Origin of the sequence: Campylobacter sp. Cr9 (genome assembly GCF_020138295.1) — a bacterium.
Taxonomy (GTDB): domain Bacteria; phylum Campylobacterota; class Campylobacteria; order Campylobacterales; family Campylobacteraceae; genus Campylobacter_E.
This window is the reverse complement of record NZ_JACGBH010000001.1, coordinates 208,283-233,728: the sequence shown is the minus strand read 5'-3', so window position 1 is coordinate 233,728 and position 25,446 is coordinate 208,283. Positions and strand designations below refer to the sequence as shown.

At 29.6% G+C, this 25,446-nt stretch carries 27 protein-coding genes; 20 read left to right on the top strand and 7 right to left on the bottom strand.

Annotation, left to right across the window (positions count from 1 at the left end; translation table 11 throughout):
- From AVANS14531_RS01220 to AVANS14531_RS01150, 15 genes are all read left to right on the top strand, one after another.
- Window positions 1-423 carry an RDD family protein gene (locus AVANS14531_RS01220; RefSeq protein ID WP_239817408.1) on the top strand — a complete coding sequence of 141 codons (423 nt, stop codon included), beginning with the start codon at window positions 1-3 and terminating at the stop codon, window positions 421-423.
- Complete coding sequence (locus AVANS14531_RS01215; RefSeq protein ID WP_239817407.1) at window positions 416-1,438, top strand: ribonucleotide-diphosphate reductase subunit beta; 1,023 nt, start codon at window positions 416-418, stop codon at window positions 1,436-1,438. The genes AVANS14531_RS01220 and AVANS14531_RS01215 overlap by 8 nt, the downstream gene beginning before the upstream one ends.
- Window positions 1,428-2,063, top strand: coding sequence for a protein-L-isoaspartate(D-aspartate) O-methyltransferase (locus tag AVANS14531_RS01210; RefSeq protein ID WP_239817406.1), 636 nt, complete (start codon window positions 1,428-1,430; stop codon window positions 2,061-2,063). Before AVANS14531_RS01215 ends, AVANS14531_RS01210 begins: the two co-directional genes overlap by 11 nt.
- Window positions 2,064-2,250: 187 nt before the next feature.
- Window positions 2,251-3,921 (top strand): OmpP1/FadL family transporter, encoded by a 1,671-nt coding sequence (locus AVANS14531_RS01205; RefSeq protein ID WP_336611012.1) that lies wholly within the window; start codon window positions 2,251-2,253, stop codon window positions 3,919-3,921.
- Window positions 3,922-3,934: 13 nt separating this feature from the next.
- A complete protein-coding gene (locus AVANS14531_RS01200; RefSeq protein WP_336611011.1) occupies window positions 3,935-5,452 on the top strand; it encodes a long-chain-fatty-acid--CoA ligase in 1,518 nt (505 codons plus the stop codon).
- Window positions 5,439-7,103, top strand: coding sequence for an AAA family ATPase (locus AVANS14531_RS01195; protein ID WP_239817403.1), 1,665 nt, complete (start codon window positions 5,439-5,441; stop codon window positions 7,101-7,103). Before AVANS14531_RS01200 ends, AVANS14531_RS01195 begins: the two co-directional genes overlap by 14 nt.
- A gap of 43 nt (window positions 7,104-7,146) precedes the next feature.
- Window positions 7,147-8,598: an IMP dehydrogenase gene (gene guaB / locus AVANS14531_RS01190; RefSeq protein ID WP_336611010.1), complete on the top strand. Its 1,452-nt coding sequence runs from the start codon at window positions 7,147-7,149 to the stop codon at window positions 8,596-8,598.
- Window positions 8,595-8,819, top strand: coding sequence for an exodeoxyribonuclease VII small subunit (gene xseB, locus AVANS14531_RS01185; protein ID WP_239817401.1), 225 nt, complete (start codon window positions 8,595-8,597; stop codon window positions 8,817-8,819). Before guaB ends, xseB begins: the two co-directional genes overlap by 4 nt.
- Window positions 8,816-9,604, top strand: coding sequence for a carbon-nitrogen hydrolase family protein (locus tag AVANS14531_RS01180; RefSeq protein ID WP_336611009.1), 789 nt, complete (start codon window positions 8,816-8,818; stop codon window positions 9,602-9,604). Before xseB ends, AVANS14531_RS01180 begins: the two co-directional genes overlap by 4 nt.
- Window positions 9,579-10,232 (top strand): HesA/MoeB/ThiF family protein, encoded by a 654-nt coding sequence (locus AVANS14531_RS01175; protein ID WP_336611008.1) that lies wholly within the window; start codon window positions 9,579-9,581, stop codon window positions 10,230-10,232. The genes AVANS14531_RS01180 and AVANS14531_RS01175 overlap by 26 nt, the downstream gene beginning before the upstream one ends.
- The gene (locus AVANS14531_RS01170; RefSeq protein WP_336611007.1) at window positions 10,229-11,068 is read left to right on the top strand and encodes a DMT family transporter; all 840 of its coding nucleotides are present in this window, start codon (window positions 10,229-10,231) and stop codon (window positions 11,066-11,068) included. The genes AVANS14531_RS01175 and AVANS14531_RS01170 overlap by 4 nt, the downstream gene beginning before the upstream one ends.
- A gap of 9 nt (window positions 11,069-11,077) precedes the next feature.
- Complete coding sequence (gene murC, locus AVANS14531_RS01165) at window positions 11,078-12,382, top strand: UDP-N-acetylmuramate--L-alanine ligase (RefSeq protein WP_336611006.1); 1,305 nt, start codon at window positions 11,078-11,080, stop codon at window positions 12,380-12,382.
- Window positions 12,379-12,702: a hypothetical protein gene (locus AVANS14531_RS01160; RefSeq protein ID WP_336611005.1), complete on the top strand. Its 324-nt coding sequence runs from the start codon at window positions 12,379-12,381 to the stop codon at window positions 12,700-12,702. Before murC ends, AVANS14531_RS01160 begins: the two co-directional genes overlap by 4 nt.
- Window positions 12,703-12,887: 185 nt before the next feature.
- Window positions 12,888-14,084, top strand: coding sequence for a sugar MFS transporter (locus AVANS14531_RS01155; protein ID WP_239817395.1), 1,197 nt, complete (start codon window positions 12,888-12,890; stop codon window positions 14,082-14,084).
- A 196-nt stretch (window positions 14,085-14,280) separates the two neighbouring features.
- Window positions 14,281-15,243 carry a hypothetical protein gene (locus tag AVANS14531_RS01150; RefSeq protein WP_336611004.1) on the top strand — a complete coding sequence of 321 codons (963 nt, stop codon included), beginning with the start codon at window positions 14,281-14,283 and terminating at the stop codon, window positions 15,241-15,243.
- A 53-nt stretch (window positions 15,244-15,296) separates the two neighbouring features.
- Here the strand turns inward: AVANS14531_RS01150 and AVANS14531_RS01145 are convergent, their stop codons facing one another.
- The 5 genes from AVANS14531_RS01145 to AVANS14531_RS01125 are packed head-to-tail and all read right to left on the bottom strand — an operon-like array spanning window position 15,297 to window position 19,730.
- Window positions 15,297-16,049 (bottom strand): UDP-N-acetylmuramate dehydrogenase, encoded by a 753-nt coding sequence (locus AVANS14531_RS01145; RefSeq protein WP_336611003.1) that lies wholly within the window; start codon window positions 16,047-16,049, stop codon window positions 15,297-15,299.
- A complete protein-coding gene (locus AVANS14531_RS01140; RefSeq protein ID WP_239817358.1) occupies window positions 16,039-16,308 on the bottom strand; it encodes a hypothetical protein in 270 nt (89 codons plus the stop codon). The genes AVANS14531_RS01145 and AVANS14531_RS01140 overlap by 11 nt, the downstream gene beginning before the upstream one ends.
- Window positions 16,308-17,513 (bottom strand): phosphopyruvate hydratase, encoded by a 1,206-nt coding sequence (gene eno, locus AVANS14531_RS01135; protein WP_336611002.1) that lies wholly within the window; start codon window positions 17,511-17,513, stop codon window positions 16,308-16,310. Before eno ends, AVANS14531_RS01140 begins: the two co-directional genes overlap by 1 nt.
- Window positions 17,491-18,522 (bottom strand): recombinase RecA, encoded by a 1,032-nt coding sequence (recA, locus tag AVANS14531_RS01130; protein ID WP_239818550.1) that lies wholly within the window; start codon window positions 18,520-18,522, stop codon window positions 17,491-17,493. Before recA ends, eno begins: the two co-directional genes overlap by 23 nt.
- Window positions 18,523-18,560: 38 nt before the next feature.
- Window positions 18,561-19,730, bottom strand: coding sequence for an MFS transporter (locus AVANS14531_RS01125; RefSeq protein WP_336611001.1), 1,170 nt, complete (start codon window positions 19,728-19,730; stop codon window positions 18,561-18,563).
- Between the two features lie 63 nt (window positions 19,731-19,793).
- On the opposite strand from AVANS14531_RS01125, the gene thyX reads away from it, so the two are divergent.
- From thyX to copM, 4 genes are read left to right on the top strand one after another with little or no spacing between them, the layout of a single operon-like run.
- Complete coding sequence (gene thyX, locus AVANS14531_RS01120; protein WP_336611000.1) at window positions 19,794-20,417, top strand: FAD-dependent thymidylate synthase; 624 nt, start codon at window positions 19,794-19,796, stop codon at window positions 20,415-20,417.
- Window positions 20,404-21,270, top strand: coding sequence for a menaquinone biosynthesis family protein (locus AVANS14531_RS01115; RefSeq protein ID WP_336610999.1), 867 nt, complete (start codon window positions 20,404-20,406; stop codon window positions 21,268-21,270). The genes thyX and AVANS14531_RS01115 overlap by 14 nt, the downstream gene beginning before the upstream one ends.
- Window positions 21,267-21,785, top strand: a complete 519-nt coding sequence (locus tag AVANS14531_RS01110; protein WP_239817363.1) for a cysteine hydrolase family protein — start codon at window positions 21,267-21,269, stop codon at window positions 21,783-21,785. The genes AVANS14531_RS01115 and AVANS14531_RS01110 overlap by 4 nt, the downstream gene beginning before the upstream one ends.
- A gap of 60 nt (window positions 21,786-21,845) precedes the next feature.
- Window positions 21,846-22,211, top strand: a complete 366-nt coding sequence (gene copM / locus AVANS14531_RS01105; RefSeq protein WP_239817364.1) for a CopM family metallochaperone — start codon at window positions 21,846-21,848, stop codon at window positions 22,209-22,211.
- A gap of 31 nt (window positions 22,212-22,242) precedes the next feature.
- Here copM and AVANS14531_RS01100 read toward each other — a convergent pair whose 3' ends face one another.
- Together AVANS14531_RS01100 and AVANS14531_RS01095 are read right to left on the bottom strand one after the other, a co-directional pair.
- Window positions 22,243-22,671: a hypothetical protein gene (locus AVANS14531_RS01100; RefSeq protein WP_336610998.1), complete on the bottom strand. Its 429-nt coding sequence runs from the start codon at window positions 22,669-22,671 to the stop codon at window positions 22,243-22,245.
- Between the two features lie 103 nt (window positions 22,672-22,774).
- Window positions 22,775-23,977, bottom strand: a complete 1,203-nt coding sequence (locus tag AVANS14531_RS01095; protein WP_336610997.1) for a tRNA guanosine(34) transglycosylase Tgt — start codon at window positions 23,975-23,977, stop codon at window positions 22,775-22,777.
- Window positions 23,978-24,007: 30 nt separating this feature from the next.
- Between AVANS14531_RS01095 and AVANS14531_RS01090 the strand changes: the two genes are divergently transcribed.
- The gene (locus AVANS14531_RS01090) at window positions 24,008-25,387 is read left to right on the top strand and encodes a TrkA C-terminal domain-containing protein (RefSeq protein WP_239817367.1); all 1,380 of its coding nucleotides are present in this window, start codon (window positions 24,008-24,010) and stop codon (window positions 25,385-25,387) included.
- Window positions 25,388-25,446: the final 59 nt, after the last annotated feature.

The following is a 25,446-nucleotide window of genomic DNA, read 5'->3' as shown; positions in this document are numbered from 1 at the left end:
ATGGCAAAGGCTAAGGTTTGTTTAGCTAGTCTTTATGATAAATTAAAAGCTGGCATTGTTGATATGTTTATGATAATGATGCCAATACAATACTTTACTACCTACATTTTAGTAGGTAGTGCTTCAGAATATAGACAAAGTCAAAATTTTATATTTTTAGCTACTTTTTTATATTTTTTAATAATTTTATTATTTTTATTTTTTAAAGGTCAAACTTTAGGATATAAATATTTGGGCTTGCATTTAAGAAATAAAAATGGTAAAAGAGCAAGTTTTTTACAGATATTATTAAGGTTGGTATTATTTGTGCTTAGCTTTTCTTTAATATTTGGTATGATTTTTCCGTTCTTTAGAAAAGATAGGCAATATATACATGATTTATTTTCAAATACTTTAGTTCTTAAGGAGAAAAGAGATGAATAGAAAAAGAATATATAATCCTCAAAGCAATGAAGATTTAACTGCTAGAAAGGTATTTGGCGGTAATCCTCAAGGTATTTTAAATTTTACTAAAGCAAAATATGAATGGGCTTTAAAATTATGGGATTTAATGGAAGCTAATACTTGGTTTCCTAGAGAAGTTGATACTACAAAAGACGCACTTGATTATAAATGTAATCTTACAACAAGTGAAAAAAGAATGTATGATTTAGTATGGTCACAATTAATTTCTATGGATAGCTTTCAAACAAACAACCTTGCTGATAATATAAACCCTTATATAACAGCACCAGAAATTAACGCTGTTTTAGCAAGACAAGCTTATGAAGAAGCAAACCATTCTAAAAGTTATGCTGTAATGGTTGAAGCTATTTGTGATGATACTGATTTAATATACGAAATGGAAAAACACGATGCTACATTAAGAAAGAAAAATGATTTTATTTCAAGTCTTTATGAAGAATTAGCAGGCGATGTAACGGAAGAAAAATTGCTTTATGCAATGGTAGCAAATCAAATCCTAGAAGGAATATATTTTTATAGCGGTTTTACTGCTATTTATGCGCTTGCTCGTGCTGGTAAAATGCTTGGTTCTGCTCAAATGGTAAGATTTATTCAAAGAGATGAAATAACGCATTTATTATTATTTCAAAACATGATTAATTCAGTTAGAAAAGAAAGACCTGATTTATTTAACGAAAAAACAATCGCAAAGATTTATGAAATGTTTGAGCGTGCTGCTGAGCTTGAAATTGAATGGGGCAAATATATCACTCAAAATCAAATTATGGGTTTTACTGATGATATAATTACAGAATATATTCATTATCTTGTGGATTTAAGACTTAGTTCTATTGGTTTAGAGAAAAAATATAATGCAAAGCATCCTATTAAATGGGTTGATGATTTTTCTAAGTTTAATGACCAAAAGAGCAATTTCTTTGAAAGCAAGGTTACAAATTATAGTAAAGGAAGTTTGAATTTCGATGATTTTTAAGGATATTTACGAACAAGAAAAGTGTGCAAGACTTGCCGAAAATATTGCTAGCGAAGTAAATATTAGCAAAGAAGTAAAACTTGCATTTGCTAATACTCCTAGAGAGATTTTTATGCCTATGAGTAATTTTGCTTATGAATTACATGCTATGCCACTAAGCTCTGATCAATGGATTAGCTCACCTATTACGGTGGCTAAAATGACTATGGCGCTTGAGCCTGTTGGGGCTGATAGTGTGCTTGAGATTGGCTGTGGTAGTGGCTATCAAGCTGCACTTTTATCTAATTTAATAAGAAGAGTATTTTCTTTAGAAAGAATTAAAGAATTATCAAATAAAGCTATAAAAAATCTTGATACTATAAAAGCAAATGTATATGTTCGCCACGCAGATGGTAATAATGGGCTTAAAAACTATGCACCTTATGAGAGAATTTTGCTTTCGGCATATACTCAAAAAGTGCCTGATGTATTGTTCTCTCAACTTGAAGTTGGTGGGATATTAGTAGCTCCTGTTGGTAATGCAAGCAAACAATACATTACAAAATATATTAAACATAAAGACAGAATAGAAGAAATAGTTCTTGATTCTTGCACTTTTGTTCCTATGCTAAGTGGCCTTGAATAAAATCAATTTCCTATTTCAAATTCCACAAGAATTTGAAATAGGAATTATAAATTAAAGTTTATTCTACAAATAAAGAAAATTAATACAAATACTAAATAAGGTAATTTTTATCTTTTATAAAGAAAAATTAATATTAAAAATATATAATCAGCTTTCCATTTAAAAAAATTAAGGAAAAATTGAGTAAATGAATAAGATTTTCTTATCATTTGTTGTTAGTGGTAGCTTACTAGCATCAAATTATAAGCTTGTTCCGCTAAGTTCAGACGGAATAGCTTTATCTAGCTCAAATTTAGCAAAGAGTTTTAGTGCCGATGCGGCTTTTATCAACCCAGCAAATATGGGATTTTTAGGACAAAATCCACAATTGCATTTTAGTGCTAACTATTATAATGTTACAGGTTCTAGATTTGAAAATCACTTAACAGAGGTTGTAACAGATAGAGGTAGAGAACCTTATTATAATGCAAGCAATGCACATGGAAAAGAATTCACATTTTTCTTGCCTACATTAGCATTTGTTTATCCTATTAACGAACAACATTTCGTTGGATTTGCAGGTTATACAGATTTTGCAGGTGTTTATGGTTGGAATAGTGATTATGCAAAAGCATTAACCGATACTATGGATATTCGTGGTGGAACTTTGGCTTTATCGTATGCGTTTAAGCCAACTAGCGAACTTAGTTTAGGTGCAAGCATTACAGCAAATCATACAAGGCTTAAATTTAGCCTAATGAAAGATAACGCAAAAAATCCTAGGTATGTACCAACCGATCCCGCTGAGATGAATAATGTTTGGTTTGATAATGAAGGCAAAGCACATCCTTACTCATGGGTGTATAGTGGTAATGTTAAAGCTGATAATGGATATAAATTTGGTTATAAGTTATCTTTAACCTATGCTCCTAAGTATTTTGATGAAAAATTAAGATTTTCTTTACTTTATAATTCTTCATATAAGAATGATTTTGAAGGTAACATGGATTTTAAAATATCAAAATTTGGAATGTTTGATTTTATTTTTAACTCATCTAGTTCAGCAAGTGCTTTGCTAGATGGCTTAAATTTGCAAGAACAAGTTGCTATGGTAGTAGGTATGAGTGCATTGGCAAGTGAAGTAATGAAATACGATCCGAATACAGGAAAGCCTATTGGGATATCATCTACACAAAATGATAAAGTAGGTTATAATGGTTATGCTAGTGCAAATTTTTTATATCCTGCTAATGCAAACTTTGGTATTGCTTATGAATACGGTAAGCATGAATTTATGTTTAACATGGGAAGAACATTTTGGAGCAAGGCAAAAACATTAGATTTAAAGATAAATAAACCAGAAGCTCCTGAAGGCTTAACCAAAGCTGTAATGAGTGTATTTGCTCAATGCACGCAAAATAACACTTGTAGTGATGATAAAGCAGTAACACAAATAGCACAACAAGTAGGTATAACTTTAAAACCTGAAGATAAGCAAGCTATTGAAGAATATTTTTTCGCATCAGTTCTACAAGCTAGTTTAGAAAATGGTTGGAAAGATACTACATTGTTAAGCTTTGGTTATAGATATAATTATGACAAAGAATTATCTTTAATGTTAGGCTTTTCTACAGAAGATAGTCCAGTAAGACGTGAAAAAATATCTTTTTTAGCAAAAGATAGTAGAATGTATAATTATTCACTAGGTTTTGAATATAGAATAAACAAACAATTAAAAGTAACAGGAGCAGGAGCTTATCAGCATTATGCAGATGTTAAAGTAGATAATGTAACTGATAATATTCTAATCCAAACAAAAGGAAAATTCTCAAACCAATCAAATCAGATTGTAAACTTTGGGGTTAATTACGAGTTTTAATTAAAGGAAGTTAATGCAAAATTATTATGAATATTTGGAAAATTACTCAAAATTAAGCAGAATTGCTATATTTGATAACAATGGTAAAATAAGCTTTAAAGAGTTAAAAAATCATGTTGATAAAATGATAGCATTTTTGCAAAATCACGGAGTTAAAAGCAGCGATAATGTAGCTTTTATTATGAGTAATTGTAAAGAATTTATGATTTTATATTTTGCAATAACTGCCTTAAAGGCTGTCGCAGTTCCTATTAATACTATGCTTAAAAAAGAAGAATATAGTTATATTATAAAAGACTGCGACGCAAAATTATTGATAGTTTCAAAAGATATTAAAGAAGCTGCTGAGCTTGTTAGTGAATTTGGCGATATTACGCTTTTTCATTCATTTGATAATAGTTTAAAAGATGGATATTTAGCTGCTTATTTAGATTATGCACCGGTTTATAATTTTAAATGCGATGCAAAACTAAGCGATAGCGTTCATATAATTTATACATCAGGAACAACAGGACTTCCTAAAGGTGTATTATTAAGCTATAAAAATATTTTATCAAATATAACATCAGCTCAACATGATTTTAAGATTAAATCAAGTGATAGAGCTATTGCATACTTACCTATGTTTCATAGCTTTACTTTAACAGCAGTTTGTTTATTACCTTTGCTTTCAGGCTGTTCGCTTGTGATTGAACGCTCTGTTTTACCATTTTCTAATGTGGTTAAACAAATACTTTTAAAAAGAGTTACGATATTATTTTCAGTTCCTGTTATTTTAAATGCCCTGCTTAAAGCTAAGCTTCCTTGGTATTTTATGTGGTTTCACAAAATTAGAATAATAGTATCAGGCTCAAGTGCTTTAAGCGAAGGCACTCTTAAAGCTTATAAAGAAAAATTTAAAAGAACAGCAGTATTAGAAGGATATGGCTTAAGCGAGTGTTCGCCTATTGTTGCAGTAAATCGTTTAGAAAAACAAAAGGCTAATTCAGTAGGTTTGCCTTTACATGGATATGAAGTAAAAATCGTAGATGATGAACTAAAAGAATTACCTATCGGAGAAATAGGAGAATTAATAGTAAAGGGTGATTGTGTAATGCAAGGCTATTACAATAAACCTGAGCTTACAAGCGAAGTAATAGAAGGTGAATGGCTTAAGACTGGCGATATTGCTAGACTTGATGAAGATGGCTTTATTTATATTGTAGATAGAAAAAAGGATATTATTATTTCAAAAGGAATTAATATTTATCCAAGAGAAATTGAAGATGTTATCATGCAACTTAATGAAGTTGATTCTTGTGCTGTAATTGGCGTAAAAGACAATGAGCTTGATGAGAGCGTTGTAGCTTATGTTTGTTTAAAAGAAGGTGTTACACTAAACGCACAAGAAATCCAAAGGCATCTTAAAAAGCATTTAGCAAATTACAAAGTTCCTAAAACTATAATTTTTAAATGTGAATTACCGAAAAATGCTGCGGGAAAAGTTTTAAAAAAAGAATTAAAAAAAGAGTTAGAAATTGGAAAAAATTAAAGAGTTTTTAAGCGATAATTACGAAGAAAGTTTTTTATATTTAAAATTATTAAATCAAGGTTTAGCTAAAGAGTCTTGCGTTATTTTAAGAACAATGCTAAATAAAACTATAAAATCACGCTTTGGGATTAAATTTCATAGCATAGTAGAAGATGCTTTCAATGCTCACACAACTGCACAAATGGTTTCGTATTTACCATTTTTTATAGAGCTTTATGAAAAAAAGTTTATTCAAGAAGCAAGCGGAAAACAATTTAATTATAAAGATAACGCTGGGCTTATTTTATTTCAATCAATAGCACTTACAAGATATGCTCATGTGTTTTTTAATCTTGCTAATGAATTTGATGGAGCAAGAGTTATTAGTGATAGTGAATTAGAAGAATACAAGCATAAACCTTACACTGATTTAAGCGTTTATTTAAATGATTGTTTTGATATGATTGATGCAAGGATTAAACTAGAGTTTTTAACATCTGATTTAAGACTTGATTTAATCAATACAAGACTTAAAAACAGCCCTAAATTTCATAATCCTTTTAATGAATTAATGAAAGATTATGATTTAAGTGCAGAAGAAACACTTATCATAATGGCTTTATTAAAAGAAGAGCTAACAGGTTCTAAAAAACCTTTACATTACGAAGAATTATTAAGCATAATAAATCCTTATCAATTAGAAAAGATTAGAAATTATGAGTTATTAAGCGATGATTCAAAGCTTTTAAGCAATGAATTAGTTGAATATGTAGGAAACGATAATAGATTTATAATAAGCGATAATGTTATTAAGTATTTCTTCCCGCATAAAGGCGAAAATATAAAAGCTATTGTTGAAGAGCTTAATTTCTTTGAATATTTAGAAGTTCAAGAAATTGATTTGGTATTAAGCAAAGATGTTAGCGACCTTGCTACAAGTCTTAAAAAACGCCTAACAAAAAGCGTAGCAAAAAGACTTAAAGACTGGGGAATTGTAAAAGATGATGTTTTAAGAGCTAATATAATCTTTTATGGACCTCCAGGCACAGGTAAGACTATGAGTGCTAGTTATTTAGCAAAGACTTTAAAAAGAGAAATAATAACCCTTGATTGCTCTAAAGTCTTAGATAAATATGTAGGCGAAAGCGAAAAGAATGTTCGTGCAATTTTTGATAATTATAAAGCGATTAGTAAGAGTGTAAAAACTCCACCTATTTTATTGCTAAATGAAGCAGATCAGTTCTTAAGCACAAGAAGTGTTGCAAGTCACGGAAGTGAATTAATGCATAATCAAATGCAAAATATTTTCTTAGAACAGCTTGAAAAATTTGATGGTATTTTAATTGCTACAACTAACTTTTTAGATAGTTTAGACCCTGCATTTTCAAGAAGATTTGAATATAAAATCAAGTTTTCTAATCCGAATGAATTAGAGCGTGAAAAAATATGGAAATTACATTTGCCAAAAAATGCGGAATTTGAATCAGGATTTAAGATTGATGATTTAAAAACTTATGAATTAAGTGGCGCTCAAATTAAAATGATAGTAAAAAATACAGCAATAAAAGTCGCTCAAAGCGATGGAATTTTTAGATTAGATGATTTTAAAGATAGCATTCAAAAAGAATTAAACAACGATTTTTCTAAAGAAATAAAAATGGGCTTTAATTAATAAAAAGCCCTTATAATAAATTAAAAAACGAAAGGAAAATCTAGTGAATATTATTAAAAAAGCCCTTACATTTGAAGATGTTTTATTAGTTCCACAATATTCAGAAGTTTTACCAAAAGAAGTTGATATTAGCACAAGACTTACTAAAAATATAAGATTAAATATGCCATTAATTTCAGCAGCGATGGATACAGTTACAGAACATCGTGCTGCAATTATGATGGCAAGGCTTGGCGGAATTGGAATAATTCATAAAAATATGGATATAGAAAGCCAAGTAAGAGAAATAATAAGAGTTAAAAAAAGTGAAAGCGGAATTATTTACGATCCTGTTTTTGTGAATGCAAATGCTAAAGTAAGCGATGCTTTAGCTATTATGCACGAATATTCAATTTCAGGTGTTCCTGTAGTTGATAGTGATAAAAAACTTTTAGGGATTTTAACTAATCGTGATTTAAGATTTGAAACCGATTTTAGTAAATCAGTTGAAGATGTAATGACAAAAATGCCATTAATTACAGCTAAACAAGGCTGCACTTTAGATGAAGCTGAAATTATTTTTAGTAAAAATAAAGTTGAAAAATTACCTTTAGTTGATGATAACAATGTTCTTTGTGGTCTAATCACTATTAAGGATTTAAAAAAACGTAAAGAATACCCAAATGCAAATAAAGATAAATTAGGAAGATTAGTTGTAGGTGCTGCTATTGGAGTAGGGCAACTTGATAGAGCTAGAGCTTTAGTAAATGCAGGCGTTGATGTATTAGTTATGGATAGTGCTCACGGACATAGTAAAGGCATAATTGATACTTTAAAAGAAATCAAACAAGAATTAAATATAGATGTTATAGTTGGAAACATTGCAAATCCTAAGGCTGTTAAGGATTTAGCATTAGCAGGAGCTGATGCGATTAAGGTAGGAATTGGACCAGGAAGTATTTGCACCACTCGTATTGTAAGCGGGGTTGGTGTGCCACAAATTACTGCGATAAGCGATTGTGCTGAGGCTGCAAAAGAGTTTAATGTGCCTATAATTGCAGATGGCGGTATAAAATATTCAGGTGACATTGCAAAAGCACTAGCAGCTGGTGCAAGTAGCGTAATGATAGGCTCACTTTTAGCAGGAACTGATGAAAGTCCAGGAGAATTTATCACCTATCAAGGAAGAAAATACAAAAGCTATCGTGGAATGGGAAGTCTTGGTGCTATGGCAAAGGGAAGTTCTGATAGATATTTTCAAGAAGGCACAGCAAAAGAAAAGCTTGTTCCTGAAGGAATTGAAGGAAGAGTTCCACATACTGGAAGTATTAAAAATGTAGTATTTCAGTTATTAGGCGGTCTTAGAAGTTCTATGGGATATAATGGAGCTAAGGATATTTTAGACTTTCAAGAAAAAGCTGAGTTTGTAGAAATTACAAGTGCAGGGCTTAAAGAAAGCCATGTTCATGATGTAACAATTACAGCAGAAGCACCAAATTATAAGGTAAATCAATGAAAAAGACTTATGAAGAAATTTGTGAGATTTTAGATGAGAAATTAGCAATAATAGAAGATGAAAATACGCCCTTATTTGACTTAGTAGATGCTTATAAAGATGGTATGAAATTAATCAATGAAGCTAGAGATTTATTAGATAAGGCTAGTAAAGATATAGAAGAATTTGAACAAAACAAATCAAGTTCAATTAGTATTGATACAGAAAGATTACCATTTTGAAAATCGCAGCTCTTCAGCTTAGCACTCAAGCTTTAAGCAATGCTAGGCTTGATTATTATTTAAGGATTTGTGAGCAAAAAAATGTAAGGCTTGTTGCTCTTGGCGAATATGTTTTAAATAATTTTTTTACAGAATTAAAAACAATGCCGATAGATTTAATAAAAGAGCAAAGCAAAGTAAAATTACAAGCCTTAAAAGAATATAGTGCTAAATATAATTTATGTATCGTTGCACCCATTGTTTTGATTGAAAAAAACGAGCCGATAAAAACTTGCATAGTAGCAAATAATGGCAAGATAAAATATATAAATCAGCAAGTATTTATGCCATATTCACATTGGAATGAAGAAGAATATTTTAAAAATAAAAAAGATAAAATCAAACTACAAACCTTTAAATGCGATAATTTTAAAATAGGTGTTTTATTTGGTTTTGAAATACATTTTGATGAGTTTTTTAAAAAGGCAAATGAATTAGATTTATTAATCATTCCTACTGCAAATACTTATAATTCAAACGCAAGATGGTGTGAGCTTATAAAAATGAGAGCTTTTTTAAATAATATCAATATTTTAAGAATTAATCGTATAGGTGTGAGCGAAGTAAATGAGCTTGAGTGGAATTTCTATGGCAATAGCTTTTTATGCAATGCTTATGGCGATATTATTCAAGAGCTTAGCAATGCTGAAGAAGTTTTAATTTCTGATATTGTTAAACCAAATGATGCGGCTAAGTTTTGGAAATTTAAGGAAGTAAGAAATGAAATCAACAAACGCCTTTTATGAAAGGCAAGCTTTATTATTAAAAGATAAGCAAAATAACTTAGAAAATAAAGAAATAATAATAATCGGAGCAGGTGGGCTTGGCTCAAGCATAGCTTATGCTCTTGCTAGTAGTGGGATTAAGAGTATTAGTATAGTTGATTTTGACATTGTTAGCTTAAGTAATATTCAAAGACAAATTATGTTTAATTTTAGCGATGAAGGAAAGGCAAAGGTTGATTGCTTTACTAAGCTAAAAGAGCGTTCATTTTGTGATATTAAAACTTATAAAATGAGCGCAGCAGAGTTTTTTGCTACAAATCCTAAGGCTGATTTGATTATGGATGCGACTGATAATTTATCAGTAAGAAGTGAAATTGATAATTTTGCTAAAGCTAATAATATTCCTTGGATTTTTGCTAGTGTTGAAGAGTTTTTTGTAAGTGCAAGCATAGTAAAAAATAAAAAAATAGCATTTAATAAAGAAATCAAAAGAATTAAGCCGCAAGCAACTCCTTTTGTTATGTTTAGTGCTTCGTATGCAAGTATTTTAGCCTTAAAATATTTAGCTGGTTTTGATATAAAAGCTGATTATTTATATTATTTTGATTTCTCAAAAGATATTTTAAATCTTAGTAAGTTTAATTTATGAGCCATCAAGAAAAATCGTTTTTTTTATTAATATTTGCGGTATTTATTTGGGGTGCATCATTTTTGCCTACTCAGTGGGTTTTAAAATACATAAATAGCTATGAATTATTGTTTTATAGATTTTTAATAGCGTCTTTAGTATTTTTTGTGATTGCAAGAAAAGATATATTAATTCATTACAAAAAAACATATTTTTATGGCTTAATAACAGGCTTTTGTATGGCATTAGCCTTTATTTTTCAAACAATAGCGCTTACTCATACTCAAAGTTCTAATGTTGCGTTTTTAACAGGATTAGAAGGAATTATCGCTCCATTTTTATGCTTTTTTATAAGCAAAGCAAAGCTTAGTTTTAAAATATTTTTCTTAGCATTACTTGCTTGTTTTGGAATGTTTTTATTTAGCGATGCAAATTTTAATAATTTTGGAAAAGGCGAATATTTAGCGATAATTTGTGCGTTTTTCTTCGCACTTTTGGTTGCTTTAAACGATAAATTTTTAAAATCAAATGATTTAAATACTTTTATATTTTTTCAGTTTTTAGGTAGCACTATAATTTATTTAATTTCTGCTCTTTCCTTTGCTAATTTAAGCATAATTCCTATTTCAAATTCTAAGGTTTTAATGCTTATTTTAATATCGGCTTTAGTATTTACAATATTTTGTTTTTTTGCACAAAATTATGCACAAAAACATTTGCATCCTAGCAAGGTTGCTTTGATTTTATTACTTGAGCCAATAAGTGCAGGGATTTTAGGAAGTTTTTTTGGAGAAACATTTACAATATTACAATTATTAGGAGCAGGGCTTATTTTAATAGCTCTAGCATTTTCTTAAAGGATACAAATGAAAAAAATATTTTTTATAGGTATAGGTGGGATTGGACTTAGTGCATTAGCTAGATTTTTAAATGAGCGTGGAGTTAGTGTTTTAGGAAGTGATGTATATGAGAGCGAATTAGTAAAAGAGCTAAGAGCTGAAGGCATAGCAGTTTTTATAGGTCATAGTGCTTCAAATCTAAGTAGTGATATTGATTTAGTAGTTCATTCAGCTGTTATTCGTGAAAACAATCCTGAAATAAAAAAAGCTAAAGAATTAGGCATAAAAGTATTATCAAGAAAAGAAGCTTTGCCACTTATTTTAGATAATAAAATGCTTTTTGCAGTAGCAGGAGCACACGGCAAAAGCACTACAAGTAGTATCCTAGCAAATATTTTGCAAAGCTCATTTATTATCGGTGCAGTAGATAAAAGAGCTGGCAAAAATATGATGTATAAAAAAAGCGAAAGCTTAGTGTTTGAAGCTGATGAGAGTGATAGTTCGTTTTTAAATATAAATCCATATCTTAGCATAGTAACGAATGCTGAGCCTGAACATTTAGAGCATTATAACCACGATTTAAACGCTTTTTATAAAGCTTATGAAGACTTTTTAAAACAAAGTAAAATCCGTGTAATTAATGCTGAAGATGAGTTTTTGGCTAAAGTTGATATTGATTGCGAAAGATTAATTCCTAGCGAAGATATTGCTAATCTTGAGTTTAGCGTTAAGGATTATTTGCCTTTTATATCGTTTGATTTAAGAGATTTTGGTCGCTTTAGCGTGCAAGGTCATAGCGAGTGCATAGCAATTGATGCTGCTTTGGCAATTCTTGCTGCAAGATGTGTTGGGCTTAGTCTTAGTGAAATTAAGCAAAATCTAAAAGATTTTAAAGGTATTAAAAAGCGTTTTGATGTTTTATTTGCTAATAATACTAGAGCAATTATTGATGATTATGCACATCATCCAACAGAAATAAAAGAAACAAAAAAGGGCATATTTGCATACGCAAAAGCACTTGGAATTAAAGATAGTATTGCTATTTGGCAACCACATAAATACACAAGATTGCTTGATAATTTAGAAGGTTTTAAAACTTGTTTTGAAGGATTTTCAAAGCTATTTATAATGCCTGTTTATAGTGCTAGTGAGAATGAAATTAAGATTGATTTAGCCGAACATTTTCCTAATGCAAAATTAATTTTAGATATAAAAAGATTTGATGATAAGATAAAAATCATTTCAAATGATGGCGAAGAAATATTAGAAAATGGCGTAATTGTTGGATTTAATGCAGGAGATTTGACCTATAAATTAAGAGGTTTAAAATGATTAGATTTGCAATATTTTTGATTTTATTTTTTGTATTAATCGGAGTTTGCGTTTATTATAAAAATTATTTTAATTCTAAGCTTTATATTGCAGTTATTTCTCTTATTGTTGCTACATTTGTAGTTGGTTTTATTTATACAAGCCTTGATAATTCAAGTGGAGCTTTAAAGCAAGATATTTTAAATATTTATAAATCAGGTAAAGAATTAGATTGTAATGGTATAAAAGTAAGCAATAAAACTCACGGATTTGACAACGGGACTTCAGTATTTATTGATAATAAAAACTATCAAAAAATAGATATGTTTATATGCAAATAGGAAGTAATTTCCTATTTCTTAATTTTTCTAATCTTTTTAAATTTTAAAAAATCAAATTCCGAATTCAAATTCTTTTATTAAAATGTGTATAAATTACACACTTGTTATTTTTTATTGTGAAAAATTGTAAAAAATCTTATAAATTAGTTTAAAATGACTTTTTATTTTATTTATTAAGGAAAATTATGAAAAGCAATTCATTTTCATTAGCTGTATTAACAGCCTTATTTTTTATGATGGGTTTTTTAACCGTTTTAAACGATATTTTAATCCCACACCTTAAAGAACTTTTTGAATTAACTTATTTTCAATCATCTTTAGTTCAATTTTGCTTTTTTGGAGCATATTTTATAACTTCAGCGTTTTTCGGTAAGCTAATTCAAAAAATTGGCTATCAAAATGGCGTTGTGGGTGGATTTTTCTTAGCTGCATTAGGTGCAATACTATTTTATCCTGCAGCAGGAACTCATAGCTATGCTATATTTTTAGGTGCTTTATTTGTTTTAGCAAGTGGCGTTGTGCTACTTCAAGTTACTGGAAATCCATTCGTAACTTTATTATCACCTAGTGGTAAAGAAGCAAGAAACCTAGCTTTAGTTCAAGCGTTTAACTCTCTTGGAACAACCGTTGGACCATTCTTTGGAGCTTTATTTATATTAGCTTCAACAAAAGATTTAAGCTTAGAGCAAAAGGTAACTTCGGTTCAATTACCTTATTTAGGCATTGCAGTTGCGTTGATTGTATTAGGAATTTTTGTAAAGTTTTTTATTAAATTGCCTGATGTAAGAATTACCGCAGAAGAAATCAGCGAAAACGCACACGATACAAGAACAAGTGCTTGGCAATATAAACACTTAGTTTTAGGCGCTATTGGAATATTTTGTTATGTTGGAGCTGAAGTTGCAATCGGTTCATTTTTAATTCTTTATTTAATGCCTATTTTAGGAATTGCTGAAAGCGAAGCTGCTAAAATGATAGCTTATTATTGGGGTGGAGCTATGGTTGGACGCTTTGTTGGAAGCTATATAATGAATTATATTAAACCAGCTTTGTGCTTAGCATTTAACGCTATTATGGCTATTGTTTTATTAGTTTATGCGATTATGATAGGGGGCGAATTTGGAGCTTATGCTATTTTAATGGTAGGCTTTTTTAACTCAATTATGTTTCCTACTATTTTTTCACTTGCTACAAATGGGCTTGGTCGCTGCACTTCAGAAGCTTCTGGGATTATTTGTATTGCAATAGTTGGAGGAGCTATTGTGCCACCTATTCAAGGTTTAGTTGCTGATAGCATGAACTTACATATTTCATTTATTATCCCTGCAATTTGTTATTTATACATATTATTCTTTGCTACTAAAGGTTATAAATGTAATTAAGAATTTGAATTCGGAAATTCCGAATTCAAATTTTAAGCTAATTTCAATATAGTTTATTAAAAAATCAATTTTGCAAGATATTTTAAAAACTTTCTTAAATATAATAGATTTTATTTCATATATTATTAGCATTTTACTGCCACTAAACTTTTTTAAAATATATCCGATTTAAAGCAATAAGCATTAAGGAAATTTTATGAAAATAGACATCTCGCAAGTAAAAAACACTCCAATAGCTAACAAAAGCGATATAAAAAGCAAAGAATTAAGCACTGATGAAACAAATAAATTAAATGCAAGTATTACTTCAAATTCTTTTAGCTTTAAGACAAATAAAGAACAAGATTACAATGTATTTTTTAGACTTGATAAAGATAACATCGGAGTAAAACTTAGCGAAAGCAATGTAAATAGATTAAAAGACTTTTTTAGTGAAGATAATTTCATAGATACTAGCAAAGGCATTATTTTAGATAAAGATGCAGCAGGATATGTCGCTAGTTGGTTTGCTGATGTAGCGTATAAAAGAAACTATCTTGCAGCTGATAAAGATAACGATGGAGAAATTACGGCTTTAGAGGCTTGGGATTTATTTGATTTAGTCAATGTAAATTATGAAGTAGCACAAGATAAAAATAAAGAATATTTTTTAAAGGCAACAAATATAGATGAAACTTATGTTTCAAATAGAATAGCAAATAGTATTGAAGGCAAATCTGATTTAAGTAAAGCATTAGATATTGTGATAAATTGGGACAAAGACTTAGATGGTAAGGTAACAGCAAGTGAGTATTGGAACACTGATAAGGATTATTTAGATGAGTTTGGGATTGCATACTATGAAGATAATCAGCCTTTTATGAGTATTCCACATATAAAAGCTGATGTTGATATAGCAGAAGAAGAAATTAAAAGAGTAAAAGAACAAATCAAACTAAACAATATAATTGAAAAACTTAAAAAATCACAATCTTTAGATAATAACGAAAAAGAAATATTACAAAAATTTAATATCCAAAATATAAGCAATGAATTAAAAATAAGCGAAGATAAATTAAAGGATTTAATTAGTAGCGATAAATTAAAAGATTTTATATCTTATACAAAAGACTTTATAAACGAACTTAGCCAAACAAAATTGCTTGATATAAAAGTCTAATTCCGATTTCAAATTCCTTGCAAATTTTAAAAGAATTTGAAATAAGAATTTGCTTAATCTAAAATAATAACTTCACATTCAAGCAATATATTAAAATGCTTATATACCTCATCTTTTGCTAAATTTATAAGATAATTTGCATCGTTAAAACTTGCTTTATTAAAATTGATTAAAAAGTTTGCATGTATTTCGCTAATTTTTGCTCCGCCTTTAACCTTGCCTTTAAGTCCAGTCTTATCAATTAATGCACCAGCACTAAAACCACTTGGATTTTTAAAAATACTGCCAAAACTAAAGCCCTTTGGCTGATTTGCTCTCATTTTGCTAAATTGCTCTACTAATTCTTGTTTAAAACCTTTTTCAAGCTTTAGCCTGATTGCATAAATTGTGCCTTTAATATCACTACTTCTATATGAAAAATTCGGCATTATCCATTCATTATCAACATTTACTTCTAAAATGTAGTTTTTAATCTCAGTTTCTTTCATACCAGCATTCATTTTTGTAATACCGCCCATTTGACCTGGTAAATGCGATAAAAACTCCAAACCTGTGAAATCATTTTTCTTACAATAATTAAAAATCTTATATGAGTTTGTCTTAGCTCCGATTTCTAAATAATCCTTGCAATCTTTTATATAATCAAAACAATCATCTAAAATCGCTAAGTTTTTTGGCTTGTTTATTAATAAATTACTTGCATTGCCTATCACAAAACAATCTGTTTTTACTCTTTCATTTAGCACTTTTACTTCACAAGCATCGCCTATTCTTACGCTTGAATATTTTGAAAAATCAATTATCATAATCGCCTTGAATGCTTAGTAGTTCAAAATAATCTTTTTGTAATTGTGCGTTGGTTTTGTTTAATTCGTGTATTTGATACTTTAATTTTTCTATTCTAGTATCAAGCACCATTATTGTCTCTATTGATGATTTAGAAAACAAAATCGTAAAAAGTCCAAAAAATACAATAATTACATAAAGGGCAATTTCTAAAATGCCCTTTGTAAAAATCCTAAATTTAGACTTTTTATAATTATTATTTTCTAATAATTCTTGCATTAAAACCCTGCTTCAATTTCTAATAATCTATTATATTTTGCAGTTCTTTCGCCTCTTGCAGGTGCTCCTGTTTTAATATACTTACAACACATTGCAAAATCTGCTATGAAATTATCTTCGCTCTCGCCACTTCTATGGCTCATTATAGCGTTATAATTATTTGCACGAGCTAGTTTTATAGCATCAATTGTTTGAGAGATTGTGCCTATTTGATTTGGCTTAATTAATATTGCATTTGCCATACCTTCATCAATGCCTTTTTGAAGTAATTTAACATTAGTAACAAATAAATCATCTCCTACTAACTGAGTTCTTGAGCCAATTTTCTTAGTTAGATTAATCCAGCCATCATAATCTTGCTCAGCAAGTGCATCTTCAATACTTAAAATAGGATATTTTAAGAGTTTTTCATACTCGTTTATCATCTCATCACTGCTTAGTTTTTTGCCTTCGTAAGAATAAAAACCATCGTTATAAAGCTCACTTGCAGCCACATCTAAAGCTAGATTTATCTTACCACTAAATCCTGCCTTATTTATTGCTTCAAGCAATAATTCAATAGCTTCTTCATTGCTATTTAGATTTGGAGCAAAGCCACCTTCATCTCCTAATGCTGTGCTTAAGCCTTTTTTCTTTAAAATATCTTTTAAAGTATGATATGTAATTGCACTTGCGAATAATTTTTCTTTAAATGTATCAAATCCTGTTGGAAGTAGCATAAACTCTTGAATGTCTATATTATTATCTGCATGAGCTCCGCCGTTTAATACATTTAGCATAGGGGTTGGAAGATTTGTAAATTCTCCACATAAATATCTATAAAGTGGTAAATTACAAGCATTAGCAGCTGCTTTTGCAACTGCCATTGATACTCCTAATACCGCATTTGCACCTAAGCTTGAATAATTATTAGTCCCATCAACAGCTAATAAATGCTCATCTATTTCTCTTTGATTTAACACATTTTTACCGATAATTCCAGCACCAACATGTTTTGCATTATTTACTGCTTTACTTACGCTTTTACCGAAAAAATAACTGCCACCATCTCTTAATTCTAAAGCTTCATTAATCCCAGTACTAGCCCCACTTGGAACTATTGCTTCACCACATATTCCGTTTTCTAAAACAACTTTTACTTTAACGCTAGGATTACCCCTGCTATCTAGTACCTCAAGCGCATCAATCTTCGCTACTTTCACCAAAATCTCCTTCTAATGTAATATCATCACCTATGCTTGCTTTAATTTTTTCTGCAATTTCATTTGCTATTTCTTTATTTTCTTTTAAGAATATCTTAGCGTTTTCTCTACCTTGACCTAACTTGCTTCCACCATAGCTAAGCCAAGCACCGCTTTTATCAATAATATCAAGCTTAATTCCATAATCAATTAGCTCACCCTCATAGCTAATTCCTTCGCCAAACATGATATCAAATTCCGCTGTTTTAAATGGAGGCGCAACCTTGTTTTTAACAATCTTAGCTTTAGTTCTATTTCCGATAGGCTCTTCACCTTGTTTTAATGTAGCTACTTTTCTAATATCAATTCTAACACTAGCATAAAACTTAAGTGCGTTTCCACCTGTTGTAGTTTCTGGACTTCCGTAACCCATTTGACCGATTTTCATACGAATTTGGTTTATGAAAATTACCATTGAATTCATCTTGCTAACAACTGAAGTAAGCTTTCTTAAAGCTTGGCTCATTAATCTTGCTTGAAGACCTACATGAGTATCGCCCATCTCTCCATCAATTTCAGCCTTAGGAGTAAGTGCTGCAACGCTATCAACTATTATTAATTCAACCGCACCACTACTTGCTAAACGCTCTACAATCTCAAGCGCTTCTTCACCGCAACTTGGTTGGCTTACTAATAAATCATCAATATTTACACCTAGATTTTTTGCATAAACAGGATCAAGTGCGTGTTCTGCATCAATAAAAGCACACGTGCAACCCATTTTCTGAGCTGATGCAACTATTTGAAGAGTTAGAGTTGTTTTACCACTACTTTCAGGTCCATAGATTTCAATTATTCTTCCTTTTGGAACCCCACCAATTCCTAAAGCCATATCAAGCCCAAGCGAACCTGTGCTAATTGGCTCAGCCTTTACGATAGGCTTATCACCAAATCTAACAATAGCACCTTCTCCACAAGCTTTATTAATGCCTTTAAGTGCGGCTTCTAGGGCTTTTGCTTTATCATCAATTATTGTTGTTTCTTTTGCTTTTGCCATACCTTTCCTTTTAATTAATTCTTTAATTTGATTTTTAACCTAAGATTATAAATAAATAATAATATCGCTAAAAATGAAGCGATTAAAAAAGCATCTCTTGGATGATGTAAATTAAATAAATTTTCTAATATTTCATCAATCAAAGGACTTGCAAATTGTCCGCTAAATGTTGCAATACTAGCTATCGCCATATTTGTAGCTAGATTTTGCTTTTTACTTCTTATGCTAATTTGAGAAAATAAAAACGGCAGAGTAAATCCAACTGCAAGACCATTTAAAATAGCTGCAATAATTCCTATAATTAGCATTATATTAATGCCTAAAATACTAAAAGGCTCATCTAATCTAATAGAAAATAAAGAAAACGCCAAAATATAAAGAATTGCACCTGTAATTTTTATCTTTGTTCTAATTTTTTTAATCAAGGCTTGAAGTTTCATTGAAGCAATTGCACCAAATAAACCATTAAGCCCCATAATAACACCGATAAAACTTGCACTTATGATTTGCTCTTTTTGATAAATTATAGAAAAATTATTAGTGAAGTTAAAAAATAAAACCTGCATAAAAAATAAATTAACATAAATTCCACTTAGATTTTTTACATTTCTTAAATCTAATTTCTTTTCTTTTTGTGCGATTATTATTTTAGGTAAAAAAATCATATTTAAAATAAATAAAACTAAAGCAAAAAGATATATTAAAAAACTATATTGCCAAGAAATTGAAGCTAAAAACCCAGAAAAACTAACGGTAATTACTGCACCTAATTGATTGCACATTGCACTAAGTCCCATTAATTTTCCTTGCTCTTCTTTTTTAAACAAAAAGCCAAGCAATGAAACGCTAAGTGGCATTAAAAATCCAGTTCCAAGTCCTAAAATTGCTCTACAAAATAAAACTTGATAAATATTATCTAAAAAAAACGGACTAATACCGCCTACAATAAATAATGTAAATCCTATAAAGGCAAGTTGTTTGACATTTAAAAAGTTAGCTAATTTTGCAAAAACAAGACTAGATAAAATAATGAAAAGCGATGGTAAAGTAATAATTAATTTTATTAAAATTTCATCTTCACTAGCAAAGTGCTTAGCAATTAGACCTAATGCAGGTGCAACAGCAGCTCCACCAGTAACGGTTGCTAAAGAAATACTTAAGATTGAGATTTTTAGCATATTCATTGAAGTTTCCTTAAGATTTATATAAAAAAACTATAATGAAAAAAATCAAATTAAAGGCAAATAATGAGAATTACACTACTAAATCACACCCCGTTAAATATATGCTCTCATGCTATGAGAACTTGTTGGCAAAGTTTTGATAAAGGTGATAATGGCGGAGAAAAAGACTGCGAATTAATCAATCGTATAGGTAATATCTATAAGCATTCAAGCACTTTAGAGCATTTGCATTATAATTTTTATATTCAAGGAATTTCTAGAGCATGCTTGCAAGAATTAGCAAGACATAGAATGGCAAGTTTATCTGTAAAAAGCACTAGATATACATTAAAAGAACTAAGAAATGAAAGCGAGTTTAAGGAATTTGATTTTGCTAACGCTCAAAGATACATTGTGCTAACCGGAAATCGCTTAGTTGATAATGCTAGTATTTGTGCTTTAGAAAAATTAAGAATTATTTTAAACGCTGAAGGTATGACACAAGATATTGCAAAATATGCCCTACCAGAATGCTATAAAACTGAGCTTACTTGGAGTATAAATGCAAGAGCTTTACAAAATTTCTTAACTCTTAGAACAAGTAAAGCCGCATTAAAAGAGATTAGAGAGCTAGCTTACAATATCTATGAAGCTTTACCAGAAGAACATAAATTTATATTCAAAGGTTGCTTAAATGAAGCAAATTAGTCTTGCTCATAGCCCTGATGCTGATGATATTTTTATGTATGCAGCAATCCGCTATGGTTGGATAAGTTCAGAGTTTAATTACACTAGCATTGCTGATGATATTGAGACCTTAAACAAAGCAAGTTTAAATAATATCTATGATGTTTGTGCGATTTCTTTTGCTGTGTATCCAAAAATACAAAGTGAATATGCATTGCTAAGATGTGCAACAAGCTTTGGCAATGGCTATGGTCCAAAATTAATCACTCTAAAAGATAAGATTTTAAAGCCTAATTTTAAAGTTGCTTTAAGTGGAGAAAACACTACAAATGCTCTTTTATTTCGTTTAAAATATCCAAATGCAAGAATAACATATATGAATTTTTTAGATATTCAAAATGCTGTTTTAGATGGCAGTGTTGATGCTGGAGTATTAATTCATGAAAGCATTCTTAATTATAGCGATAAATTAAGGGTTGAATGTGAGATTTGGGATATTTGGGCTGAGTTTTGCAAGGCTGAGTGTGGCGAAGTTTTAAGCTTACCACTTGGTGGAATGGCAATTCGTAGGTCTTTAATGCTAAGTGATGCAATTAAGATTGAAAATGAACTAACTCGTGCAGTAGAAGTCGCTACTAAAAATAAAGCTTCATTAAGTCGCATTTTGCTTAGTAAAAACGAAGTTAGAGTAAATGAAGCTGAGCTTAATAAATATCTAAGTCTTTATGCAAATGATGAAAGCATTAGCTTAAGCGATGAGCAAATAAAATCTCTTGATATATTATTTAAACTAGGAGAAAAACTAGGATTTAGTCCTTGTAAAACAAAGGATAATTTAATTCCAACAGAATACGAAGGATTAAGAAATTCATGAAAAATCTTTTGGTAATTGTTGATTTTCAAAATGATTTTATAAATGGCTCACTAGGATTTGAAAAAGCCAAATCCTTAGAGCCAATTATCTTAGAAAAATATGAAAAATATTTAAAAAATAATGATGATATAATTTTTACCTTTGATTTGCACTATGATGATTATTTAGACACTTTAGAAGGGCAAAAACTACCTATAAAACACTGCATTAATGAAACTTACGGAGTTAAAGCTTACAAAAAATTTGATGATTTAGCTAAAAATCATTTATGCTTTTATAAGAATACTTTTGGCTCACTTGAACTTGGAAATTATCTAGCTAATAAAGATTATGCAAATATTGAAATTGTTGGGCTTGTAAGTAATATTTGTGTTTTATCAAATGCTATAATCATAAAAGCTGCAAAGCCGAATACAAGAATTTTTATTGATAAAAACGCAACCGCAAGTTATGATGAAGATTTGCATAACAAAGCTTTAGATATTTTAAAAAATCTTCATATAGATATAATTTAACACTTTTTTGACACTTTTTATTTTTATAATACGAACTTATTTTTAAAACAAGGAAGAAAAATGAGATTATTATTTTTAGCAGCGTTTGCGTTAAGCCTTAGCGTAAATGCAAAAACTTTAAACGATAGTGATTTTAAAGCTATGCAAAATGAACTAAACGAAAGTATGGCAAAAATGCATGGAAAAATGAATGCAGGTTTAGTTGAAAAAGATCCTGATTTATCATTTGTTGTAGGTATGTTGCCACACCACGAAGGCGCTGTTGATATGGCGAAAATCGTATTAAAATACGGCGAAGATGAAAGCATTAAAAAACTAGCAGAAGATATTATAAAAGCTCAAGAAGCAGAAATTAAATTTATGCAAGAATATTTAGACAAAAAAGGTTATAAATATCCAGAGCATTCAAACCACAATCATCATTAATAAAACCCCTTTTTTTAGGGGTTTATACTAATTAAGCTTTTATATCAAGCAACTTTGTTTCGCTAAGTTCATTTATAAAATCTTTTGTATAAGATATAAAATCTTTTAATTTATCGCTATTAATTAAATCCTTTAATTTATCTTCGCTTATTTTAAGATTTATAGAAAAATCTTTTAATAGTTTCTTTTCATCATTTGTAAGACTTTCTAAACCTTGATTTTTTAGCTTTGCTAAGGTTGCTAACTTTTTTAATTCTTCTAATTCTTTTTCTTTTAATTTATCTGTATTTGTAAGCTTATAAAAATTTATAAAATCTTCATTATTTTTATTATTAGATACTCCTAAAAAATCTTCAAAATATCCCTTTTTGCCTACATCTAAAAATTCGCCAAATGTTATCGCTCCATCAAGGTTTTTATCATATTTTAAAGTAAGATTTAAAGAATTACTAATGCTCATAAGTAATGCTTATTGCCTTAAATCGGATATATTTTAAAAAGGTTTAGTGGCAGTAAAAACTGCCATTATTAAGTTTGTAATTCCTATTTCAAATTCTTAAAAATTATTTATAAATTTCTTTAAAGTTTTTATAAAAATTATCAAAGGTTTTATTTGCTATATTTGTTCTAATTTCTTGCATTAAATTTAAATAATAATGTAGATTATGCAAACTTGCTAAGCGAAAGAACGTAATCTCACCTGCTTTAAATAAATGATGAATATAAGCACGGCTAAAGTTTTTGCAAGCATAGCACGAGCAATTACTATCTATTGGATTTTTATCAAGCTTCATTGAACTTGCCTTTATATTTATCTTGCCAAAACTTGTAAATAAAGTCCCATTTCTAGCATTTCTAGTAGGCATAACACAATCAAACATATCAACCCCACGAGCGACATTTTCAACCAAATCAAGTGGAGTTCCAACCCCCATTAAATATCTAGGGCGATTCGTTGGCATTAAAGGAGTTAGGTTTTCTACCGTTTCATACATTAATTCATTTGGCTCTCCAACACTTAGCCCACCGATAGCTAAGCCATCAAAAGAATGCTCATTTTCGCATTCTAATATACCTTCAAGGCATTCTTTTCTATAAGTTTTATTAGTTCCGCCTTGAATAATTGCGAAAATATTTTGCTCTCTTTTAAGCTCTTCATCATAAAGCTTATTAAACTCTAGTTTATAAAGCTCTTTTGAATATCTTTTAAGCAAAGTTTCTTCATCATTATTTTTAAACTCTTTTTTCATCTCAAGCGATAATTTAGCCCAATAAATCGTGCGTTTTAAACTTGCCTTAATCCTTTCATCACTTGCAGGTAAAGCACATAAATCATCTAAAACCATACAAATATCACTATTTAAAAGATACTGAGTCTTAAGCACACTTGCAGGAGTAAAATTATGAATTGAGCCATCTATGTGGCTTTTAAACATAATTCCTTCATCACTATGTTTTGTATTTTTGCTTAGCGAAAATGCTTGAAATCCCCCGCTATCTGTTAAAAAAGAACCTTTATATTTTGTAAAATTATGAAGCCCTCCAAAATTAGCAATGATATTTGCACCTGGTCTTAAATATGTATGATAAGTATTTGCTAAGATTATCTTAGCACCTAAGGTATTTTGCATATCATTTGCATCAAGAGCTTTTACGCAAGCTTGAGTTCCAACAGGCATAAAACAAGGGGTATTAAACTCTCCATTAGCCGTTGTTACCTTGCCAAGTCTAGCAAAATTATCGCTTGAATATAAATCAAATTTCATTATAATCTTTCCTTTAAAATTGGAGTTGTTATGAAAAAAATATTAATTTTAGCTAAGGTTTGCGTAGCAAATCATTTTCTAAAAGAATTAACAAGGTTTAAGGATAGCACAAAAGAATATATAATCGTTTGCCAAGAAGATATTCCTTTTAAACACAATTTTACTCATATTAAAATTGACCCAACAAACGCTGCTAGACTTAAAAACTACATAGATGATAAATTAGAATTAGTATATATTTTATTAGATGAAAAAGACGACACAAGACTTGCTTATGATGCGATTAGACAAATTGCTAAGCGTGTAAGAATTGTAGTCTTATCAAATAATAAAGAATACGAAAACGATAGCTTTTGCACTCTAGTAAATCAAGAAGAAAGCACCACAAATCATCTAATAGATATTTTGCCAAATATGCCTATGATTGCAAGAGATATTGGACTTGGAATTGGCGAAATAATGCAAGTTTTTGTGCCTGTTGGCTCAATTTATGCAAATAAACATATAAATGCGATTGCTCAAGAATTTTATAAAATCGCTCTAATTTATAGAGATAATCAAATAATTTTGCCAAAGCCAGATACTCAAATACTAGCAAATGATGAGCTTGTTTTAGTAGGAGATCCAAATATTTTAAACCTTATGTTTTCAAGGATTAAAGGTCAAGTTGGACAATTTCCTAGCCCTTATGGGGATACAATTTGTGTAATTATTGATATGAAAATTGACACAAATATAGACAATTTAATAAATACAGCACTTTTATTACACGCAAAAACAAATAGTATTAAGCTAATTTTTTATGTAATAAACCCAACTCTAAATAAATCATTAGAAAAATTAAAGAAATTAAAAAGAAAGACAATAATAGTCCATATTAAATATGAAGCTACATCGGTAAAAGAAACGATTTTTGAGTTTTGTAATGTATATTCTGGGCTATTTATTGTTAGCAAAGAAATTTTCAAAAAAAATATGGAGCAATTATACGATAGTTCTATGCCTGTTTTAAAGGTTGGAAAAGTTGATTTTGCAAAGCTTAATTCAATAGCTTGTATAAGCTCAGGTTCTCTTGGTGTGGAGAATTTAACTTCTACTTTATTAGATATTTCTTTATTATTAAATCTTGATGCAAAATTACTTTATTTTGACAATGCAAACCCTGTAAATGATGATTTAATAGAGCATATAAATATGCAATCGCAATTTTTCAATAAAAACCTTGAATTAGTAGAATACAAGAGCAAAAATCCATTATTAGACTTAAAATTCAATCCTTATATTATCCATTGTCTTGGATTTGAAAAACAATTATTACATACTAATACATTAAAATATTTATCAAATGATTTTTCTAAGCTATATGAAGTATTAGACGATAATTATCAGCTGTTTATACCTGTAGTTTAACGGAATTTGAAATAGGAATTAAAGCAAATTCCTATTTCAAATTCTTTAAAATTTATCTT

What these genes read in the sequence shown, in the direction of transcription:
- AVANS14531_RS01170 (WP_336611007.1), top strand. Translation starts at nt 10,229, where the DNA reads ATGAGCCATCAAGAAAAATCGTTTTTTTTATTAATATTTGCGGTATTT.
- AVANS14531_RS01220 (WP_239817408.1), top strand. Translation starts at nt 1, where the DNA reads ATGGCAAAGGCTAAGGTTTGTTTAGCTAGTCTTTATGATAAATTAAAA.
- AVANS14531_RS01155 (WP_239817395.1), top strand. Translation starts at nt 12,888, where the DNA reads ATGAAAAGCAATTCATTTTCATTAGCTGTATTAACAGCCTTATTTTTT.
- AVANS14531_RS01200 (WP_336611011.1), top strand. Translation starts at nt 3,935, where the DNA reads ATGCAAAATTATTATGAATATTTGGAAAATTACTCAAAATTAAGCAGA.
- AVANS14531_RS01210 (WP_239817406.1), top strand. Translation starts at nt 1,428, where the DNA reads ATGATTTTTAAGGATATTTACGAACAAGAAAAGTGTGCAAGACTTGCC.
- AVANS14531_RS01115 (WP_336610999.1), top strand. Translation starts at nt 20,404, where the DNA reads ATGAAGCAAATTAGTCTTGCTCATAGCCCTGATGCTGATGATATTTTT.
- AVANS14531_RS01215 (WP_239817407.1), top strand. Translation starts at nt 416, where the DNA reads ATGAATAGAAAAAGAATATATAATCCTCAAAGCAATGAAGATTTAACT.
- AVANS14531_RS01175 (WP_336611008.1), top strand. Translation starts at nt 9,579, where the DNA reads ATGAAATCAACAAACGCCTTTTATGAAAGGCAAGCTTTATTATTAAAA.
- AVANS14531_RS01145 (WP_336611003.1), bottom strand. Translation starts at nt 16,049, where the DNA reads ATGATAATTGATTTTTCAAAATATTCAAGCGTAAGAATAGGCGATGCT.
- thyX (WP_336611000.1), top strand. Translation starts at nt 19,794, where the DNA reads ATGAGAATTACACTACTAAATCACACCCCGTTAAATATATGCTCTCAT.
- AVANS14531_RS01110 (WP_239817363.1), top strand. Translation starts at nt 21,267, where the DNA reads ATGAAAAATCTTTTGGTAATTGTTGATTTTCAAAATGATTTTATAAAT.
- AVANS14531_RS01095 (WP_336610997.1), bottom strand. Translation starts at nt 23,977, where the DNA reads ATGAAATTTGATTTATATTCAAGCGATAATTTTGCTAGACTTGGCAAG.
- xseB (WP_239817401.1), top strand. Translation starts at nt 8,595, where the DNA reads ATGAAAAAGACTTATGAAGAAATTTGTGAGATTTTAGATGAGAAATTA.
- AVANS14531_RS01125 (WP_336611001.1), bottom strand. Translation starts at nt 19,730, where the DNA reads ATGAATATGCTAAAAATCTCAATCTTAAGTATTTCTTTAGCAACCGTT.
- AVANS14531_RS01090 (WP_239817367.1), top strand. Translation starts at nt 24,008, where the DNA reads ATGAAAAAAATATTAATTTTAGCTAAGGTTTGCGTAGCAAATCATTTT.
- AVANS14531_RS01100 (WP_336610998.1), bottom strand. Translation starts at nt 22,671, where the DNA reads ATGAGCATTAGTAATTCTTTAAATCTTACTTTAAAATATGATAAAAAC.
- murC (WP_336611006.1), top strand. Translation starts at nt 11,078, where the DNA reads ATGAAAAAAATATTTTTTATAGGTATAGGTGGGATTGGACTTAGTGCA.
- AVANS14531_RS01205 (WP_336611012.1), top strand. Translation starts at nt 2,251, where the DNA reads ATGAATAAGATTTTCTTATCATTTGTTGTTAGTGGTAGCTTACTAGCA.
- AVANS14531_RS01150 (WP_336611004.1), top strand. Translation starts at nt 14,281, where the DNA reads ATGAAAATAGACATCTCGCAAGTAAAAAACACTCCAATAGCTAACAAA.
- copM (WP_239817364.1), top strand. Translation starts at nt 21,846, where the DNA reads ATGAGATTATTATTTTTAGCAGCGTTTGCGTTAAGCCTTAGCGTAAAT.
- AVANS14531_RS01160 (WP_336611005.1), top strand. Translation starts at nt 12,379, where the DNA reads ATGATTAGATTTGCAATATTTTTGATTTTATTTTTTGTATTAATCGGA.
- AVANS14531_RS01140 (WP_239817358.1), bottom strand. Translation starts at nt 16,308, where the DNA reads ATGCAAGAATTATTAGAAAATAATAATTATAAAAAGTCTAAATTTAGG.